Below are 15,430 nucleotides of genomic sequence, written 5' to 3'. Positions count from 1 at the left end.
TCGATCGCCTACTTCAGCAGCATTCCGTCGCCGTAGTAGCTGGCCTGATCCCCCAGCAGTTCCTCGATGCGGAGGAGCTGGTTGTATTTGGCCGTACGGTCCGAGCGGGCGAGGGAGCCGGTCTTGATCTGTCCACAGTTGGTGGCGACGGCCAGGTCGGCGATGGTCGAATCCTCGGTTTCGCCCGAGCGGTGGCTCATGACGGCCGTGTAGCCGGCGCGGTGAGCCATATCGACGGCGTCCAGGGTCTCGGACAGGGTGCCGATCTGGTTGACCTTGATCAGGATCGAATTGGCCAGGCCTTCACCGATGCCGGCCGCCAGTCGGGCCGGGTTGGTGACGAACAGGTCGTCGCCGACAATCTGGACCCGCTCGCCAAGCGCGTCGGTCAGCAGCTTCCAGCCCTCGAAATCGTCTTCGGCGCAGCCGTCCTCGATAGAGACGATCGGGAAGCGTTCGCACAGGTCGGCCAGATAGGCCACCATGCCTTCGCCGCCGAGGATCTTGCCCTCCCCGGCCATGTTGTAGGCGCCGTCCTTGAAGAATTCGGTCGCGGCGACGTCCAGCGCGAGGTGGAAGTCCTCACCCGCCAGATAGCCGGCCGCCTGGCCCGCCTTGGTGATGAAGCTCAGGGCTTCCTCGGCCGAGGCCAGGTTCGGGGCGAAACCGCCCTCGTCGCCGACGTTGGTGTTGTGGCCGGCGTCCTTCAGCTGCTTCTTCAGGGCATGGAAGATTTCCGAGCCCATGCGCAGGCCTTCGGAGAAGCTCTCGGCGCCCGTCGGCAGGATCATGAACTCCTGGATGTCGATCGGATTGTCGGCATGGGCGCCGCCGTTGATGATGTTCATCATCGGGGTCGGCAGGACGCGGGCCGAGATGCCGCCGACATAGCGGAACAGCGGCAGGCCGACGGAAATGGCGCTGGCCTTGGCGACCGCGAGGGAGACGCCGAGGATGGCGTTGGCGCCCAGACGGCCCTTGTTCTCGGTGCCGTCGAGGGTGATCAGGGCCTCGTCGATACGGCGCTGGTCCTCGGCGTCCATGCCCGACAGGGCGTCGAAGATCTCGCCGTTGACGGCGTCGACGGCGTTCTGGACGCCCTTGCCGCCCCAGCGGTCCTTGTCGCCGTCACGCAGTTCGACCGCCTCGTGGGCGCCGGTCGAGGCGCCGGACGGCACGGCGGCGCGACCGAAACTGCCGTCATCCAGAACCACATCGACCTCGACCGTGGGGTTGCCCCGGCTGTCGAGAATCTGGCGGGCGACGATGTCGGCGATGTCGGTCATGGAGAGGCTTTCGAGTGCGAGGGAGTGCAGGCGTCGGGGTTTAGCCCGACACCCGCGAATCGCCAACCATGCAGCCGGACCGGATCAGCCGCAGCTTTCGACCAGCTGGATGGCCGGGCTTCCGCGACGGGCGAAGATCCGAAATCACACGAAAACGGCGCGCGGTTGACCCGCGCGCCGTAAACTTCACGGTTTCGGCGGGAGACCGGCGCCCGGCCTCGCGTCGAAACTAGTCTTCCTTGGGCGTCAGAACCTGACGGCCGCGATAGGTGCCGGTCTTCAGGTCGATGTGGTGCGAGCGACGCAGCTCGCCCGTGTCCTTGTCCTCGGTGTACGGGTTCGTACCCAGGGCGTCGTGGGCGCGGCGCATGTTGCGACGCGAGGGCGATACTTTGCGCTTAGGAACGGCCATGTCCGTCTCGATCTCGTATACGGCGCCGGTTCCCGCGAGGGCCTGACGCAAAAAACAGAAGCGGCGGCCCTTCGAAAGAGCCGCCAGCGAGCGCGGGCTTATGCCTCAAGCCGGATGGAAGTTCAACCCTCCTGACTCGCCGGCCAGCGAGACCGTTCGAGGCCGTAGTAGAGACTGTCCATCCACTGGCCGCCGACATGCCAGGTGGCCTTTGCCTCGCCGGTCCTGACGAAGCCCAGCCGCTCCAGCAATCGGATCGACGCCGCATTGTACGGATCGACGTCGGCATTGAGCGCCTTTAGGTCCTCCGTCGCGAAGACGTGGTCGATCACGGCGCTGAGAGCCTCGGTCGCCAGCCCCCGCCCCCAGACGTCCGGGTGCAGGATGTAGCCCACGTCGGGTGCCTTCCAGCACCCGGCCTTGCCGATCACGCGGCCCTCGTATTCGACGACGAAATCCGCCGCGCCCGCCGCCGTATTGGCGATCATCGCCTCCAGCCAGGTTCGCGACTGTTCGATGTCCTCATGTGGCGGAGTCGACCACCAGCGCATGGCCTCCGGGTGCGACAGGACGGCGTGGATGGCGTCCAGATCGTCAGATCGCGCGGGGCGTAGAATGAGACGCCCGGTCCGGATCGTCGTCATCCCAGGGGCTTCTCGAGGATGATGAAGCTGAGATCGTCCCGCAGCGGCAGTCCCATGCGCGGGTCGTCATAGGGAAAGGGCGCGGTTTCGCCGGTCGCGACGTAGCCCAGCCGCTCGTACCAGGCGATCAGGCTCTGTCGCTGGGGAAAAACCTGGATGCGGGATCGGCTGGCACCGAACCGCCCGGCCATGGCCGATTCGGCCGCCGCGACCATGCGTCTGCCGAGTCCCGAGGCCTGAAGCGTCGGGCGCACCGACAGCATTCCGAAATATCCCGCGTCCGCCGAAAGTTTCAGGACCCGCACGCAGGCGACGAGTTCGGAGCGGTCCCAGGCCGTCAGCACGAACTGGTCCGGATCGGCGATGATGACGCCCAGTTCGTCCGCATCGGTTCGCTGCCCGCCGAGCAGATCGGCCTCGGTGGTCCAGCCGGCGCGGGAGGCCTCGCCGCGATATGCGCTTTCGATCAGGCCATGCAGGGCCGGGATGTCCGACGCCTCGGCGTCGCGGATAAGAAGCTCAGTCATGCTCCAGCATATCCGCAACCGCCTCGCCGATCGCAAGGGAACTGGTCAGGCCCGGGCTTTCGATGCCGAACAGGGCGACCAGGCCGTCGATGCCGTGGTCGTCGGCGCCGCGCAGCTGGAAGTCGGGCTGGGGCTCTCCCGGACCATGCAGCTTGGGCCGGATCCCGGCGTAGTCGGGCGTGAGGGCCCCGTCGGGAAGGCCCGGCCAGAAGCGGCGGATATAGGTCGCGAAATCCTCGGCCCGGCCCGGATCGACGGAATAGTCCTCGGTCTCGACGTATTCGAGGTCCGGCCCGAATACTGCCTGTCCGCCCAGATCCCTGCGATAGTGGGTGCCCAGCGCCCCCGCGATGGGCGGCGGATAGATCAGCCGCTCGAACGGAGCCTTGCCGGTCAGGCGGAAATAGACGCCCTTGCCGAAATGGCCCTCGGGGATGCGATCTGCCGGGAAGCCCGCGATCCGCCCCGCGACCTCCTGCGAAGACAGGCCGGGTGCGGGGACCAGCAGGCGACAGGTCAGGGTCGCCCCGCCGCCTCCGGAATCGGGCCCTCCGGCCGTGACCGTGAACCCGCCGCCCGGCAGGGGCTCGGCCCGTTCGAACGGTGTCGAGACCACGACCGAGCCGCCGGCGTCTCCGATCTCGCCCTCCAAGGCCAGCATATAGTCGTGGCTGGCGAACAGCCCGCTTTCGGGCGACAGGATGGCGGCATGGGCGTTCAGCCCCGGCTCGAGCGCCCGCGCCTGTTCGCCTGTCAGATGCTCCAGGCCCTCGACGCCGTTCGTCCTCGCCTGTTCGAAGATCGCCTCGATATGGGCGACCTCGTCCTCGCGCGTCGCCACGACCAGTTTCCCGCATTTGCGGTAGTCGATCTTGCGGGTTTCCAGATAGGCGTACAGCGCCCGCCGCCCCTCGACGCAGAACCGCGCCTTCAGCGATCCGGTCGGATAGTAGAGCCCGCCGTGGATGACCTCGGAGTTGCGCGAGGAGACGCCCTGGCCGATGTGCGGCTCCTTCTCGAGCACGAGCACGGTCAGCCCCCGTTTCGACAGCGCCCGCCCGCAGGCGAGGCCTACCGCCCCTGCCCCGACCACGACCGCGTCGAAGTCGAACGCCGTCATTCCGGCCTGCCGTACCGCCGCGCGGCCTCATCCTCGAAACTCTGGATCAGCTTGCCGACGGCGAGGTCGAAATTGGCAGTCAGCATGGCGTTCAGGATCGGGCTTTTGAAGGCGAAGTCGATCGTGAACTCCAGCCGCGTACCCTCTGGAGTCTCATGGAAATCCCAGCGGTTCTTGAGGTGCCTGAACGGACCGCGCAACAGTCCGACCTCGACGCGCGGCAGGTTGCGGTCATGCCGGACCCAGGTCGAGAACCGCTCCTTCAGGAACGAGAACCCTACCGCCGCCTCGGCGTCCAGCAGGGACACGCCTTCGCTTTCCTCGCGCCGGTTCCAGACCCGCATGGAACTGACCCATTTCACGAAGCGCGGATAGGCCTCCACGTCCGCCACCAGGTCGGCGAGCTGGGCGGGCGTATAGGGCAGAGTGCGGGTGACGCGGTGGACGGCCATCTAGACTCCTTCTCCCCTCGGGGGAGAAGGTGGCTCGCGAAGCGAGACGGATGAGGGGGTTGCGTCCGCACGCTCGATCGGCAGGAGCCGGTTCGCTGAACCCGCCCCCTCATCCGAGCCCTGCGGGCCCACCTTCTCCCCCGGGGGGAGAAGGGTGACGGACTGCATGATCAACGCCTGTTCTGCCCCTCGCGCGCCGCCTTCAGCCGGGCGAAGTCGTCTCCGGCGTGATGCGACGACCGCGTCAGCGGCGATGACGACACCATCAGGAAACCCTTGGCCCGGGCGATCGCCTCATAGGCCTTGAACTCTTCGGGCGTGACGAACCGGTCGATGGCGGCGTGTTTGCGTGTCGGCTGCAGGTACTGGCCGATGGTGATGAAGTCGACGCCGGCGGAGCGCATGTCGTCCATCACCTGCATGACCTCCTCCTTGGTCTCGCCCAGACCGACCATGATGCCGGACTTGGTGAACTGGTTGGGGTCACGCTCCTTGACCATCTGCAACAGGCGCAGGGAGTGGAAGTAGCGGGCGCCCGGCCGGATCTTCAGATACAGCCGCGGCACGGTTTCGAGGTTGTGGTTGAACACGTCCGGCCGGGCGTCGATCATCACCTCGGCCGCGCCGTCCTTGCGCAGGAAGTCAGGCGTCAGGATCTCGATCGTGGTGTTCGGGGCCTGCAACCGGATCTGGCGCACGACCTCGGCGAAATGGGCCGCGCCCCCGTCCGAGACGTCATCCCGATCGACCGAGGTGATCACCACATGGTTCAGCCCCAGCTGCGACACCGCCAGCCCGACCTTGCCCGGCTCTTCCGGATCCAGCGGCTGGGGCAGGCCCGTCTTGACGTTGCAGAAGGCGCAGGCCCTCGTGCAGGTGTCGCCCATGATCATCAGGGTGGCGTGCTTCTGGCTCCAGCATTCGCCGATGTTCGGACAGGCCGCCTCCTCGCAGACGGTCACCAGCCCCTTGGACCGGACGATGTCCTTCGTGGCGTTGTACTGGCCCGACCCGGGCGCCTTGACCCTCAGCCAGTCGGGCTTGCGCAGCACGGCCGTCTCGGGCCGGTTCTGCTTTTCCGGGTGACGCAGGTCTGACGGTTTGCGCGTCAGGGTGTCGATGAGGGTGACCATCGAGGCGGGCCGGGCTCCTGGGACTTGAACAGGGTATGTCGTCGTTCCGCCTGCGGAAGGCAAGTCACGGCCTGTGTCGGTGTGCGTGGAGGCCGTTGTACCGAGATGGCTCCGCCCCAAAACAGGCTCGCTCGACGTCAGTTCCAGGTGGAAGGTGGACATTCGCTCCACGCCGCCCGCTTTTCGGCCGGGGCGGCGAACGGGGAGTCAGATGGGGTGGGTGCCCATCCCCCCGCCGGAAGTCAGGATCACGCTCGACCAGGCGCCATTTGGGGCCCGCACTGGATTGCCAGTCGGCTGCGGTCCGTGAAGCCACACGAGCAAAGGCGTGGCGTGCCAAGGCCCGTCGATCGCGCTCTTATACAGGGAGACGAGCAGAACGACGAAATGGCCGCTCTGCAGATCGCTAGGCCACGGCAGCCAAGCCCCCATCCCCATTTCGTGAGCTTCTTTTGGAAAAACCGCTTCTTGGGGATTCCAGTTGGTCGCTAGGATTTCGTCCCACGCAGCCCGCACGCTGGCACCGTTATCCAAGTGTGGATCTCGCACGCCTTTTGGGATGATCAGATGCCCCAAGGCTGGGGTTTGTCCCACATTCTCGTATCGGATTGGGATACTTAGCTGCGGCGGTTGATCTTGTCCGCCGGACGGCGGCGTGAAGAAAATCTGCGATTCCCGACTGTTGAGCGTCAGTTTCATCCAAGGACGGCTGTGTTGAAACGCAATCTCGGACGCTGATGCCGCAGCGTCGGCGCTTCTACTCGCCGCGATCAAGGCTGCCGTGTTCGCGGCGAGCTGTCTCCAGAGCAGATAGAGGCCTACGCCCGCAGTGACGACGCTCAGCCAAGCCGCGAGCGCGGCGACGCAGGCCCAATAAGCGGCGTCTCGTTGTGCTAAGAGGCTCGCGAAATCGAGGTCGTTCGAGGTCAAAATCAGCGCCTTGTTTGGGCGGGTGGAGTAACGAAGAAGCGGCGCTGGGTCCCTATTTCGGTGCCTCGGCAGCCGCAGGTTTCCCCTTGGCGACGCTCGCCACTTCTACCATCGGGTCCTAGGTCCGCAACGGCACGAAGACGGAAGTTCGCCCGAGCCCAGGATCGGCACCCGTGAAACATTGGGGCCTACACCTCGCCCGCCTCTCCAAACCCTCACGCCGTGTAACGCATCTTTTCATCAGCGCCGGGCTTAACTAGTTTGCGCGCCTGACAGCGAGGGGGCGGCGACAAGGCCCCCCGGAGGAGACGCGTATTGCTTAGGCCCGGCCTCGACCCATCGGCAGGCGAAGAATCCCTGTTCGACGCCCTGATCGCGGCGCGCGCCCGCTATGGCGACAAGGAGATTCTGGAGGACCAGGACCGCAAGCCCCTCACCTACACCGGCCTGATCCGCGCGGCCTTCGTGCTGGGCCGCAAGATCGCGGGCATGACGCAACCCGCCGAGCGCGTCGGCATCCTGCTGCCCTCTTCCATGGGCGTCGTGGTGACCTTCTTCGGCCTGCACGCCTTCGGCCGCGTACCGGTGATGCTGAACTTCACCTCGGGCGAGCGGAATCTGAAGGCGGCGATCCAGGCGGCCGGGGTCCGGAAGATCCTGTGCGCCCGTCGCTTCGTCGAACAGGCCAAGCTCGAGGAGCTGATCGCCCAGCTGGAGACGGTCGCCGAGATCGTCTGGCTCGACGACGTCCGCGCCACGATCGGCCTGCAGGACAAGCTGTTCGGCCTCATGGCGGGCATCGCGCCCAAGCAGTTCCGCGTGAAGACCCAACCCGACGATCCGGGCGTGGTCCTGTTCACCTCCGGCAGCTTCGGCGCGCCCAAGGGCGTGCTGCTGAGCCAGAAGAACCTCGTCGCCAATGCGCGTCAGGTGAACGCCCACATCCCGCTCGATCCGGACTGGGTGATGTTCAATCCCCTGCCGACCTTCCATTGTTTCGGCCTGACCGGCGGGGTCATCCTGCCGATCCTGAACGGGCTGAAGACCTTCCAGTACCCCTCCCCCCTGCACGGCAAACAGATCGTCGCCCTGCTGGCCGAGGTGAAGGCCTCCATCCTGTTCGCGACCGACACCTTCCTGAACCAGTGGGCGCGCGTGGCCTCGCCGGACGATTTCCGCACCCTGCAGTTCGTGGTCGCGGGCGCCGAGCGGGTCCGCGACGAGACCCACCACCTGTTCAACACCAAGTTCGGCGGCGTGAAGCTGCTGGAAGGCTATGGCGCGACCGAAGCGGCGCCCGTGGTCGCCGTGAACCATCCCGACCGCAACCGGCCGGGCAGCGTCGGCCAGCTCCTGCCCGGCATGGAGGCGCGTCTGGAGGCGGTCGAGGGCATTACCGAGGGCAAGCGCCTGTTCCTGCGCGGCCCCAATGTCATGGCCGGTTATATGTCGCCCGAGGATCCGACGAGGATCGATCCGCTGGACGGCGGCTGGCACGACACCGGCGACATCGTCGACATCGACCCTGAGGGCTATATCGCCATCCTTGGCCGGGTGAAGCGGTTCGCCAAGATCGGCGGCGAGATGGTCTCCTTGAGCGCCGTTGAAGGTCTGGTCCAGGCCGTCTGGCCCGACAACCGCCATGCCGTCATCTCGATCGCCGACAGCCGCAAGGGCGAGAAACTGGTCCTGGTCACCGAGCGAAGCGATGCCGACGTCGGCAAGATCGCCGAGTGGGCCCGCGCCCACGGGGCTCCTGAGCTGGCTGTGCCCAAGAAGATCGTCAGGGTGCGGGAACTGCCGGTGCTGGGGACCGGCAAGACGGACTATGTCGCGATCCAGGGCCTGGTGGACCTGGCCGAGGCGGCCTGATCGGGTCCTGCCAGAAGCCTGAGAATATTTTCTTCTCTCGCTCTTGTGGAGGCCAGAGGCAGCCACCACCTGCCTGGCCGGGTCTTTGAAAGCTGTATTCACACCTGTTCGCGCCGTCCGCTGCGGTCAGGACGCCAGCCTGAAGCATTCTGCGTAAGTCTCTGATTCAGCGGAAATCACGACCCATTCGTCCGTTTCGTCCGTTTCGTCATCTTGTTTTTCGTCCTGACGAATGGACGAAATCAGCCGATCCGAACGCCCGTCATCGAGATCGAGCCGCCTTCGATCACGTCGTTGAAGAAGCTGACAGCGTCGCCCGGTTCGGCCTGCGCCGCGACGTACAGCAGCGGCAGATAGTGTTCGTCGGTCGGCACGCTCAGCTGCGCATCCTCGGCCAGGTCGACCCAGTCGATCAGGGCGTCGTGGTCGCTGCGCTCGAAGGCTGACTTGACCGCTTCGTTGAAACTCGTCGCCCACGGATAGGCCTCGCCGCCGTCCCGTTTCCAGGTCCTCAGATTGTGGACAAAGTCGCCGCTGCCGGCGATGACATAACCCTCTTCTCGCAGAGGTCTCAGCCGCTTCGCCAGTTCGTAGTGCTGGCGCGCCGTCAGGTCGCGATCGAGCGAAAGCTGCACCACCGGTACGTCCGCCTCGGGCCAGACATGGACCAGCACCGACCAGGTCCCGTGGTCCAGCCCCCACAGTTCGACAGGCTGGGCGCCGACCAGTTCGGCGACGCGCCGGGCCAGCTCCGGTGACCCCGGCGCCGGATACTGCATCGCATGCAGTTTCGGGCCGAAGTTTCCGAAATCATGGATAGTTTCAGGCCTCGCCTGTGCCGTCACGCCGAGCCCGCGAGTCTCCCAGTGGGCCGAGACCATGACGACACCCTTCGGCTTGCCGATGGCCTCGCCGAGCGCGCGCCAGGCGTCGGCATAGGGCCCGCCCAGCGCGTTCATCGGCGAACCGTGCCCAAAGAAGACTGCGGGCTGGCGCATGGCTCAGGCCGTCAGCTTCTTCGCCAGTCCGGCGATGTATTCGCCCTGGTGACGGGCGCCGGCCAGCTCATTGGCGCTGGGCTGACGCGAACCGTCGCCGCCGGTGATGGTAGTGGCGCCATAGGGCGATCCGCCGGAGATCTCCTCCAGGGTCATCTGGCCCTGGAAGGCGTAGGGCAGGCCCGCGACCACCATGCCGTGGTGCATCAGGGTCTGGATCAGGCCGATCAGGGTCGTCTCATTGCCCCCGTGCTGGGTCGCGGACGAGGTGAAGGCGCCGCCGATCTTGCCGACCAGCTTGCCCTGGAACCACACGCCGCCGGTCTGGTCCCAGAAGTTCCGCATCTGGGCCGCCGCGGTGCCGAAGCGGGTCCCCGCCCCCACGATGATGGCGTCGTACTGTTCCAGCTCGTTGACGTCGGCGAGCGGGGCCTTCTGGTCCAGTTTGTAGTGCGACTTGATCGCCAGCTCTTCGGGCACGGTCTCCTGGACGCGGCGGATGTCGACCTCGACGCCCGTAACGGAGCGCGCGCCCTCAGCGACGGCTTCCGCCATCTGCTCGATGTGGCCGTAGGTCGAGTGATAGAGAACCAGCACCTTGGTCATCGGTCGTTCCTGTCTTTGTTCTGCAACTATTGCAGTGACAGATTTAACCATCCCCTGCGCAGGTTCAAGTCCCCCGGCCGGTTTTCGATCCGATGGGACAGAGCCCGGCATAGAGCGACGCCTCCTCCGGGACCCGCAGGCCCCGGGCCGCCCTGAAGCGATGTTCCACCGCCATGGCCTGCTGCTCGATGTTCAGCGCGTCCCACCCGCATGGAGCCCTGGGGTAGCCATAGGCGGAGGGGCCGTCCCCTGCCCTGATCTTGCCGGCCAACAGGTTGACGCCCCGCTGAGCCTGCCAGACGTGAACCAGCTCATGGATCAGAACGGCTTGGAGCCCGACCGGGGCGACGCCGAAGTCCGCGGGCAGGCTCCGACCCGGCCACAGGATCCAGTCGCGCCCGAACCAGCGCCCCGGAACGAAGGCCCGATCGAACGGCCAGGGCGTCGGCACCAGTCGGATGGACCCGAGGTCAAGTGCATCCCCGAACTCGCTCCGGGCCAGCCGCCGCTCGCCGTCGGTCAGCGCCCTCACGGCCTGTTCTGGCCCTCAGAGGGCCCGACCCACTCCCAGTGCCAGGGCTCGTAGAGATAGGGCACGAAGCCGAACCGGCCGGCGTTCTTCACCAGCCAGCGATAGGTCGCGCCCTGGCTCATATGCTGCCGGCTCTCCGGCTGGGTCGAATCGACCCCCATCCCCAGCAACTGGCCGACATAGAGATCGACGGCCGTTCCCGTCCGGTGGGGCGAACACACCGCCCGCCTCAGGCCGTCGCAGTTCCGCTCGGCCGCACAGCGCGCCGCATCAGCCTCCGGGTCCCGGAAGCCCGAGAAGATCTGCAGCAGTTCGGGGTCGTTGCGGACCTCCGGTACTTCCGCGCGTGCGGCGGTGACCATCCGACGATAGGCGTCCAGCACGTCGCGCCTCAGCAGCCGGGTCAGCCGGTCGGCGTGCTCTTCCGGCGCCTCGAGATAGCCGAGCTCGCGCAGGGGCGGCGGATCGGGGCATTCGTCGCGCACCCGAGCCATCACGAACGGCCGCCGCTCCTGCAGGATACCCTTCAACACATTGAAGGTCGCCGGATCGAACCGACCCGTCGCAGGGAGCGCATACCGGGCCTGGAAGGCCGCCAGGGCCGCAGCGAAGTCGGATGTGCCCGGTTCGCAGTCCGTGCCCAGTTCCTTCTGCAGCAGCGGCAGATAGGTGGTCCAGCCGACCTCGGCCGCTCCGAACGGCGTCCACTCCAGTGAATAGAGGGAGATGGCGTTATCCACGGCCTGATCGGCCCAGGCCTGCCGCTGGGTCTCGCACCGCCCCTGGGCCGAGGCGGCGTTGGGCAGGCCCCATGCCAGGGCCGCCGCCACAATCAATCCCGCCATCCCCGCGCGCATCCCGAGAGGAAGCCTCACGGTTGCGGCGCAAGCAAGGCCCCTCTCCCGCCGCGATCAAAACTGGCATGGTGAGATCGTCCGCCGACTCAGGCGACGCCGCTGGATTTCCACATGTCCGACGCTCCCAGGTCGCCCCGGCGCAGCAATGCCGTCCTCGCCGCCTTTTCGGCGGTCTGCCTGCCGCTGGCCGCCTTCGGAGTCGCCCTGCCGGTCACCCTGCCCGAGTTCTACGCCACCCATGTGGGGCTGGAACTGGGTGTCGTGGCAGCGGTGTTCATGGCGGTCCGCCTGATCGACATCACCTTCGACCCCTTCATCGGCTGGGCCATGGACCGAACGAAGACCCGGTTCGGCCGCTATCGCCCCTGGATGGTCGCCTCGACGCCGATCCTGATGCTGGCGGCCTTCATGATGTTCGTGGCGGTTCAACCCGGAGCGGGGGCCGTCTATCTGTTCGGCTGGCTGCTGGTCCTCTATCTGGGATTCTCGATCGGGACCCTAGGCCAGCTCGGCTGGGCCTCGGTCCTGGCGCCCGAGTACGACCAGCGCAGCCGTGTCTATGGCTGGTGGCAGGTGTTCAACATCATCGGCGTCATCCTGATCCTGATCCTGCCGACGGTCGTCATCCAGACAGGCATCGGGGACTATGCCGACGGCGTGAGGATCATGGGCTGGGCCATATTGATCGCCCTGCCGGTCACCGTCGGTCTCGCCCTGTTCGCCGTGCCGGAGCCGGTCAATGCCGGGGCCGCGCCCCACGGGGGGCTCGGCGCCTATCTGGAGCTGTTCAGGCGCAAGGCCGTGCGCAAGCTGCTGCTGGCCGACGTGGTTCTGGGCGTCGCCCCGGGCATCACGGGGTCGCTGCTGTTCTTCTTCTTCGGCCAGATCAAGGGCTACGACCACACCCAGGCGTCGCTGTTCATGCTGCTGTATTTCGTCGCCGGCCTGATCGGCGCGCCCTTCTGGGCCTGGCTGGCGACGCGGATCGGCAAGGACAGGGCGCTGGCGGTGGCCAGTCTGGTCTTCGCCGCCTTCTATATCGGCGCGACCCTGGTCCCCGGAGGCAATTTCGCGGTGACGGCGGCGGCCATGTTCATCGCCGGCCTGCCCTATGCGGCGGGACTATTCCTGCTGCGGGCCATGATGGCCGACGTGGGCGACGAGGTCCGGCTCGAGACCGGGGTGGACCGGACGGGGCTGATGTTCTCCATCCTGTCGGCGACGACCAAGGTCGGGCATGTCGTGGCCCTGATCCCCTATCTGATCCTTCAGTGGGTCGGCTTCCAGGCCGTGCCGCCGCCGGAGGGGAATACCGACAGCTCGCTGCTGATCCTCCAGATCCTGTTCATCGCCCTGCCCGGCCTGCTGCTGGCCAGCGCCGCCCTGCTGCTGAAGAACTACCCGCTGACGCCGGCCCGGCACGACGAGATCCGCAAGGCGCTCGACGCCCGCGACGGGAGCCTCTCCCAGGGAGGCGGGGCATGACCCCGGTCGACCGGCTCAAGGCCATCATGGTCCGTCTGAGGGACCCCGACGGCGGCTGCCCGTGGGACGTCGAACAGACCTTCGCGACCATCGCCCCCTATACGATCGAGGAGGCCTATGAGGTGGCCGACGCCATCGAGCGGGGCGACATGGGGGAGCTCAGGGCCGAGCTCGGGGACCTGCTGTTCCAGGTCGTCTTCCATGCCCGGATGGCCGAGGAACAGGGGCTGTTCGCCTTCGACGACGTGGCCGACGCCATGTCGGAGAAGCTGGTCCGCCGCCATCCCCATGTCTTCGCCGACGAGGCGGCCCAGACCTCCGGCCCGGCCCAGAAGCTGCGCTGGGAGGACATCAAGGCGGCGGAGCGGGCCGGAAAGGCCCAGCACGGGGTGCTGGACGACGTGCCCGTGGGCCTGCCCGCCCTGCACCGCGCGGCCAAGCTGACGAAGCGGGCGGCCCGGGTCGGGTTCGACTGGCCCTCGACCGACGAGGTCTTCGACAAGCTGGCCGAGGAGGTCGCCGAGCTGAAGGTCGAGATCGCAGCGGGCGACCTGGACAAGGCCCGCGAGGAGGTCGGCGACCTGCTGTTCGTGGTGGCCAACCTGGCCCGGAAACTGGGCGTGGAGCCCGAGGACGCCCTGCGCGGGGCCAACGCCAAATTCGTGCGCCGGTTCGGCTTCATCGAGGCGGAACTGGCCAAGGCCGGGCGGACGCCGGAGCAGTCGGACCTGGCCGAGATGGACGGCCTGTGGGACGCGGCCAAGGTGGCGGAGCGGGCCTGACAGCTTGCAAGCTTAACCATATGTGTGATGATGAGTTCCTCTGCCAGCGGGGGAACGCGGGAAGATGTCAGGGTCAGTGCGGCTGGGGCCGCTCCTTCTTGTTTTACTGGTCATGATCGCAGTGGGGCTGCCGGGACAGAGTCGGGCCGAGGACGCGCCGACGACGTGCCGGATGGGAGCCTATGTCACCAAGCTTTACGGCATCGATTCCGGTGACGGCACCTTCAAGGCCGTGTTCTGGATGTGGAGCGTGTGTCCGGAGCAGACCGACGAGCCCCTGATGACCCTGGAGTTTCCAAACGGCGAGGACATCAGCGCCGACCTGGAGGACAAGCTGGAGCGTGACGATGGCTGGTGGTCGACCCGAAAGTTCATAGGTACCTTTCGCAACACCTTCGAACTCAAAGATTTTCCCTTCGACCGGCAGCAGCTCACCATCCAGGTGGAAGAGGCTGTGCTGGACGATCGCGAATTGCTCTACACCGCCGACAGCGACGAATCCGGACTGAGCCCCGCAGTGAGCGTTCCCGGCTGGGAGCTGGATAAGCTCACCGCAGCCGCGTCCGTCTATACCTATCCGACAACGTTCGGCGATCCGAGCCTGCCGGATGGAAGCAGCCGATATGCGCGGCTGACCGTCTCCATTCCGGCCGAGCGAGCCCACTGGGCCACCTTTGCCCAGGCGACGTTCAGCCTGTACATCGTCGCCCTCCTTGTCTTCGCCGGCATGCTGTTCAACATCGTCAGCGAGTCGATGTTCCTCGGGCGGATGGGTGTTCTCGGCTCCGCACTGTTCGCCGTCGTGGTCGGATACTCGACGACCGACAACCTGATCGGCGCCCGCGGAGGAATGTACCTTCTGGACTACCTCTATCTGACATTGCTGCTCCTGATCGTCGCATCGACCGCCTGGACCATCGCCGCCCACAGGTGGGTCGCCACCGCACTGAGTCCCGATGCCATGTTGCGCCAGGACCGACTGGTTTCGGCGGGACTGGCCGGATCCTACCTCCTCGCCAACCTAGTGTTGCTCGTCATGGCCCAGACCTAGGCGGCAACGGATTGGACTCTGAAAAACAGGGTGCAGAGAGTCCAACGGCTACGGCTCGATCTCTGGACTTTCGGCCACCGCCTTCAAATCACTAAGAGTTCCCTCCTCCGTCGAGACGAGCCTCAGCGGCTCCCGCCTGGGCTCCAGCCGGGGCTGCGCCGCGATGTCGGGCAGGTCGGCCATGACCTGGGCGCGGGCTCGATCAGCGAGCCTGTCGTAGACGCGCATCCAGGTCGAGGCCTCTGACGCGCGGCCCGTGCCGAGGGCCCGGCGGATGTTCATGAAGGCTTCGTCGGCCAGGTCGGCGAAGCTGACGTCGTCGTCGGGATGATATTCGCCAGGCTCCGGCGGCGCCTCGCATCCGGGCTGGTCCATACGCCGCCAGCCTCCGACCCGCGCATGCTGGCGGAAGGAACTCAGCGACATGCCGTAGCGCTGGCAGACGGTCGTCGCCTTGACGCCTGCGAGATACTCCCGCCGGGCATGATCCCAATAGTCGCCGCCGAGACCGTCGAGGGATAGCGGGTCGAGTTGCGTGTTCGAGGTCATGGCGGGAACCCTGCCATGGGGGTGCGTCAGATTCGGACGTTGGCACCTTAAGCAGACCCTCCGGACGTCCGCTATGGGTGGTGGGCTCAACTGATCGCTGCAACACACTCGGCGAAGGTCTCCGCTGGTGTCCGATAGAGCAAGGTCTTTCTGGGTCGTTCGTTGAGCTGCCGGGCGATGGAGCTGAGCTGGGC

General features: G+C 66.4%; 17 protein-coding genes and 1 pseudogene. 4 read left to right on the top strand and 14 right to left on the bottom strand.

Going from position 1 to position 15,430, the window contains the following annotated elements:
* Positions 1–8: 8 nt before the first annotated feature.
* The 8 genes from eno to Q0044_RS13985 all read right to left on the bottom strand — a co-directional run bounded on the left by eno (position 9) and on the right by Q0044_RS13985 (position 6,504).
* Positions 9–1,286, bottom strand: coding sequence for a phosphopyruvate hydratase (eno, locus tag Q0044_RS14020; protein WP_298163071.1), 1,278 nt, complete (start codon positions 1,284–1,286; stop codon positions 9–11).
* A gap of 229 nt (positions 1,287–1,515) precedes the next feature.
* Complete coding sequence (rpmF, locus tag Q0044_RS14015) at positions 1,516–1,698, bottom strand: 50S ribosomal protein L32 (RefSeq protein ID WP_029416334.1); 183 nt, start codon at positions 1,696–1,698, stop codon at positions 1,516–1,518.
* A 122-nt stretch (positions 1,699–1,820) separates the two neighbouring features.
* Complete coding sequence (locus Q0044_RS14010; RefSeq protein ID WP_298163068.1) at positions 1,821–2,342, bottom strand: GNAT family N-acetyltransferase; 522 nt, start codon at positions 2,340–2,342, stop codon at positions 1,821–1,823.
* Positions 2,339–2,869, bottom strand: a complete 531-nt coding sequence (locus Q0044_RS14005; RefSeq protein WP_298163067.1) for a GNAT family N-acetyltransferase — start codon at positions 2,867–2,869, stop codon at positions 2,339–2,341. The genes Q0044_RS14010 and Q0044_RS14005 overlap by 4 nt, the downstream gene beginning before the upstream one ends.
* On the bottom strand, positions 2,862–3,989 hold the full coding sequence (locus Q0044_RS14000; RefSeq protein ID WP_298163066.1) for an NAD(P)/FAD-dependent oxidoreductase: 1,128 nt from the start codon (positions 3,987–3,989) through the stop codon (positions 2,862–2,864). The genes Q0044_RS14005 and Q0044_RS14000 overlap by 8 nt, the downstream gene beginning before the upstream one ends.
* Complete coding sequence (locus Q0044_RS13995; protein WP_298163065.1) at positions 3,986–4,441, bottom strand: type II toxin-antitoxin system RatA family toxin; 456 nt, start codon at positions 4,439–4,441, stop codon at positions 3,986–3,988. The genes Q0044_RS14000 and Q0044_RS13995 overlap by 4 nt, the downstream gene beginning before the upstream one ends.
* Before the next feature lie 170 nt (positions 4,442–4,611).
* On the bottom strand, positions 4,612–5,574 hold the full coding sequence (gene lipA, locus Q0044_RS13990) for a lipoyl synthase (RefSeq protein ID WP_298163064.1): 963 nt from the start codon (positions 5,572–5,574) through the stop codon (positions 4,612–4,614).
* Positions 5,575–5,781: 207 nt separating this feature from the next.
* The gene (locus tag Q0044_RS13985; protein WP_298163063.1) at positions 5,782–6,504 is read right to left on the bottom strand and encodes a hypothetical protein; all 723 of its coding nucleotides are present in this window, start codon (positions 6,502–6,504) and stop codon (positions 5,782–5,784) included.
* Between the two features lie 315 nt (positions 6,505–6,819).
* Here Q0044_RS13985 and Q0044_RS13980 point away from each other — a divergent pair, with 315 nt between their 5' ends.
* Positions 6,820–8,376, top strand: coding sequence for an AMP-binding protein (locus Q0044_RS13980; protein ID WP_298163062.1), 1,557 nt, complete (start codon positions 6,820–6,822; stop codon positions 8,374–8,376).
* A 242-nt stretch (positions 8,377–8,618) separates the two neighbouring features.
* Here the strand turns inward: Q0044_RS13980 and ygiD are convergent, their stop codons facing one another.
* The 4 genes from ygiD to Q0044_RS13960 form a co-directional block, all read right to left on the bottom strand.
* Positions 8,619–9,374, bottom strand: a complete 756-nt coding sequence (ygiD, locus tag Q0044_RS13975) for a 4,5-DOPA-extradiol-dioxygenase (RefSeq protein WP_298163060.1) — start codon at positions 9,372–9,374, stop codon at positions 8,619–8,621.
* Positions 9,375–9,377: 3 nt separating this feature from the next.
* Positions 9,378–9,980, bottom strand: a complete 603-nt coding sequence (wrbA, locus tag Q0044_RS13970) for an NAD(P)H:quinone oxidoreductase (protein WP_298163059.1) — start codon at positions 9,978–9,980, stop codon at positions 9,378–9,380.
* A 64-nt stretch (positions 9,981–10,044) separates the two neighbouring features.
* Positions 10,045–10,512: a hypothetical protein gene (locus Q0044_RS13965; RefSeq protein WP_298163058.1), complete on the bottom strand. Its 468-nt coding sequence runs from the start codon at positions 10,510–10,512 to the stop codon at positions 10,045–10,047.
* Positions 10,509–11,357, bottom strand: a complete 849-nt coding sequence (locus tag Q0044_RS13960) for a D-alanyl-D-alanine carboxypeptidase family protein (RefSeq protein ID WP_298163057.1) — start codon at positions 11,355–11,357, stop codon at positions 10,509–10,511. Before Q0044_RS13960 ends, Q0044_RS13965 begins: the two co-directional genes overlap by 4 nt.
* A 123-nt stretch (positions 11,358–11,480) precedes the next feature.
* Between Q0044_RS13960 and Q0044_RS13955 the strand changes: the two genes are divergently transcribed.
* The 3 genes from Q0044_RS13955 to Q0044_RS13945 all read left to right on the top strand — a co-directional run bounded on the left by Q0044_RS13955 (position 11,481) and on the right by Q0044_RS13945 (position 14,687).
* Entirely contained in the window at positions 11,481–12,854 is a 1,374-nt protein-coding gene (locus Q0044_RS13955) for an MFS transporter (RefSeq protein ID WP_298163056.1), read from the top strand.
* The gene (gene mazG, locus Q0044_RS13950; protein WP_298163055.1) at positions 12,851–13,636 is read left to right on the top strand and encodes a nucleoside triphosphate pyrophosphohydrolase; all 786 of its coding nucleotides are present in this window, start codon (positions 12,851–12,853) and stop codon (positions 13,634–13,636) included. Before Q0044_RS13955 ends, mazG begins: the two co-directional genes overlap by 4 nt.
* A gap of 172 nt (positions 13,637–13,808) precedes the next feature.
* On the top strand, positions 13,809–14,687 hold the full coding sequence (locus tag Q0044_RS13945; protein ID WP_298163054.1) for a ligand-gated ion channel: 879 nt from the start codon (positions 13,809–13,811) through the stop codon (positions 14,685–14,687).
* A 48-nt stretch (positions 14,688–14,735) separates the two neighbouring features.
* On the opposite strand, the gene Q0044_RS13940 is transcribed toward Q0044_RS13945, so the two are convergent.
* Together Q0044_RS13940 and Q0044_RS13935 are read right to left on the bottom strand one after the other, a co-directional pair.
* Positions 14,736–15,236 carry a hypothetical protein gene (locus tag Q0044_RS13940; protein ID WP_298163053.1) on the bottom strand — a complete coding sequence of 167 codons (501 nt, stop codon included), beginning with the start codon at positions 15,234–15,236 and terminating at the stop codon, positions 14,736–14,738.
* An 86-nt stretch (positions 15,237–15,322) separates the two neighbouring features.
* Positions 15,323–15,430: pseudogene (locus tag Q0044_RS13935) on the bottom strand (IS30 family transposase); the annotation flags it as partial.

This window comes from Brevundimonas sp. (assembly GCF_027484365.1).
Taxonomy (GTDB): Bacteria; Pseudomonadota; Alphaproteobacteria; order Caulobacterales; family Caulobacteraceae; genus Brevundimonas.
Note: the sequence above shows the minus strand (reverse complement) of the source record. Positions and strands in the feature narration are given on the sequence as shown.

What these genes read in the sequence shown, in the direction of transcription:
- eno (WP_298163071.1), bottom strand. Translation starts at nt 1,286, where the DNA reads ATGACCGACATCGCCGACATCGTCGCCCGCCAGATTCTCGACAGCCGG.
- rpmF (WP_029416334.1), bottom strand. Translation starts at nt 1,698, where the DNA reads ATGGCCGTTCCTAAGCGCAAAGTATCGCCCTCGCGTCGCAACATGCGC.
- Q0044_RS14010 (WP_298163068.1), bottom strand. Translation starts at nt 2,342, where the DNA reads ATGACGACGATCCGGACCGGGCGTCTCATTCTACGCCCCGCGCGATCT.
- Q0044_RS14005 (WP_298163067.1), bottom strand. Translation starts at nt 2,869, where the DNA reads ATGACTGAGCTTCTTATCCGCGACGCCGAGGCGTCGGACATCCCGGCC.
- Q0044_RS14000 (WP_298163066.1), bottom strand. Translation starts at nt 3,989, where the DNA reads ATGACGGCGTTCGACTTCGACGCGGTCGTGGTCGGGGCAGGGGCGGTA.
- Q0044_RS13995 (WP_298163065.1), bottom strand. Translation starts at nt 4,441, where the DNA reads ATGGCCGTCCACCGCGTCACCCGCACTCTGCCCTATACGCCCGCCCAG.
- lipA (WP_298163064.1), bottom strand. Translation starts at nt 5,574, where the DNA reads ATGGTCACCCTCATCGACACCCTGACGCGCAAACCGTCAGACCTGCGT.
- ygiD (WP_298163060.1), bottom strand. Translation starts at nt 9,374, where the DNA reads ATGCGCCAGCCCGCAGTCTTCTTTGGGCACGGTTCGCCGATGAACGCG.
- wrbA (WP_298163059.1), bottom strand. Translation starts at nt 9,980, where the DNA reads ATGACCAAGGTGCTGGTTCTCTATCACTCGACCTACGGCCACATCGAG.
- Q0044_RS13960 (WP_298163057.1), bottom strand. Translation starts at nt 11,357, where the DNA reads ATGGCGGGATTGATTGTGGCGGCGGCCCTGGCATGGGGCCTGCCCAAC.
- Q0044_RS13955 (WP_298163056.1), top strand. Translation starts at nt 11,481, where the DNA reads ATGTCCGACGCTCCCAGGTCGCCCCGGCGCAGCAATGCCGTCCTCGCC.
- mazG (WP_298163055.1), top strand. Translation starts at nt 12,851, where the DNA reads ATGACCCCGGTCGACCGGCTCAAGGCCATCATGGTCCGTCTGAGGGAC.
- Q0044_RS13945 (WP_298163054.1), top strand. Translation starts at nt 13,809, where the DNA reads ATGGGAGCCTATGTCACCAAGCTTTACGGCATCGATTCCGGTGACGGC.
- Q0044_RS13940 (WP_298163053.1), bottom strand. Translation starts at nt 15,236, where the DNA reads ATGACCTCGAACACGCAACTCGACCCGCTATCCCTCGACGGTCTCGGC.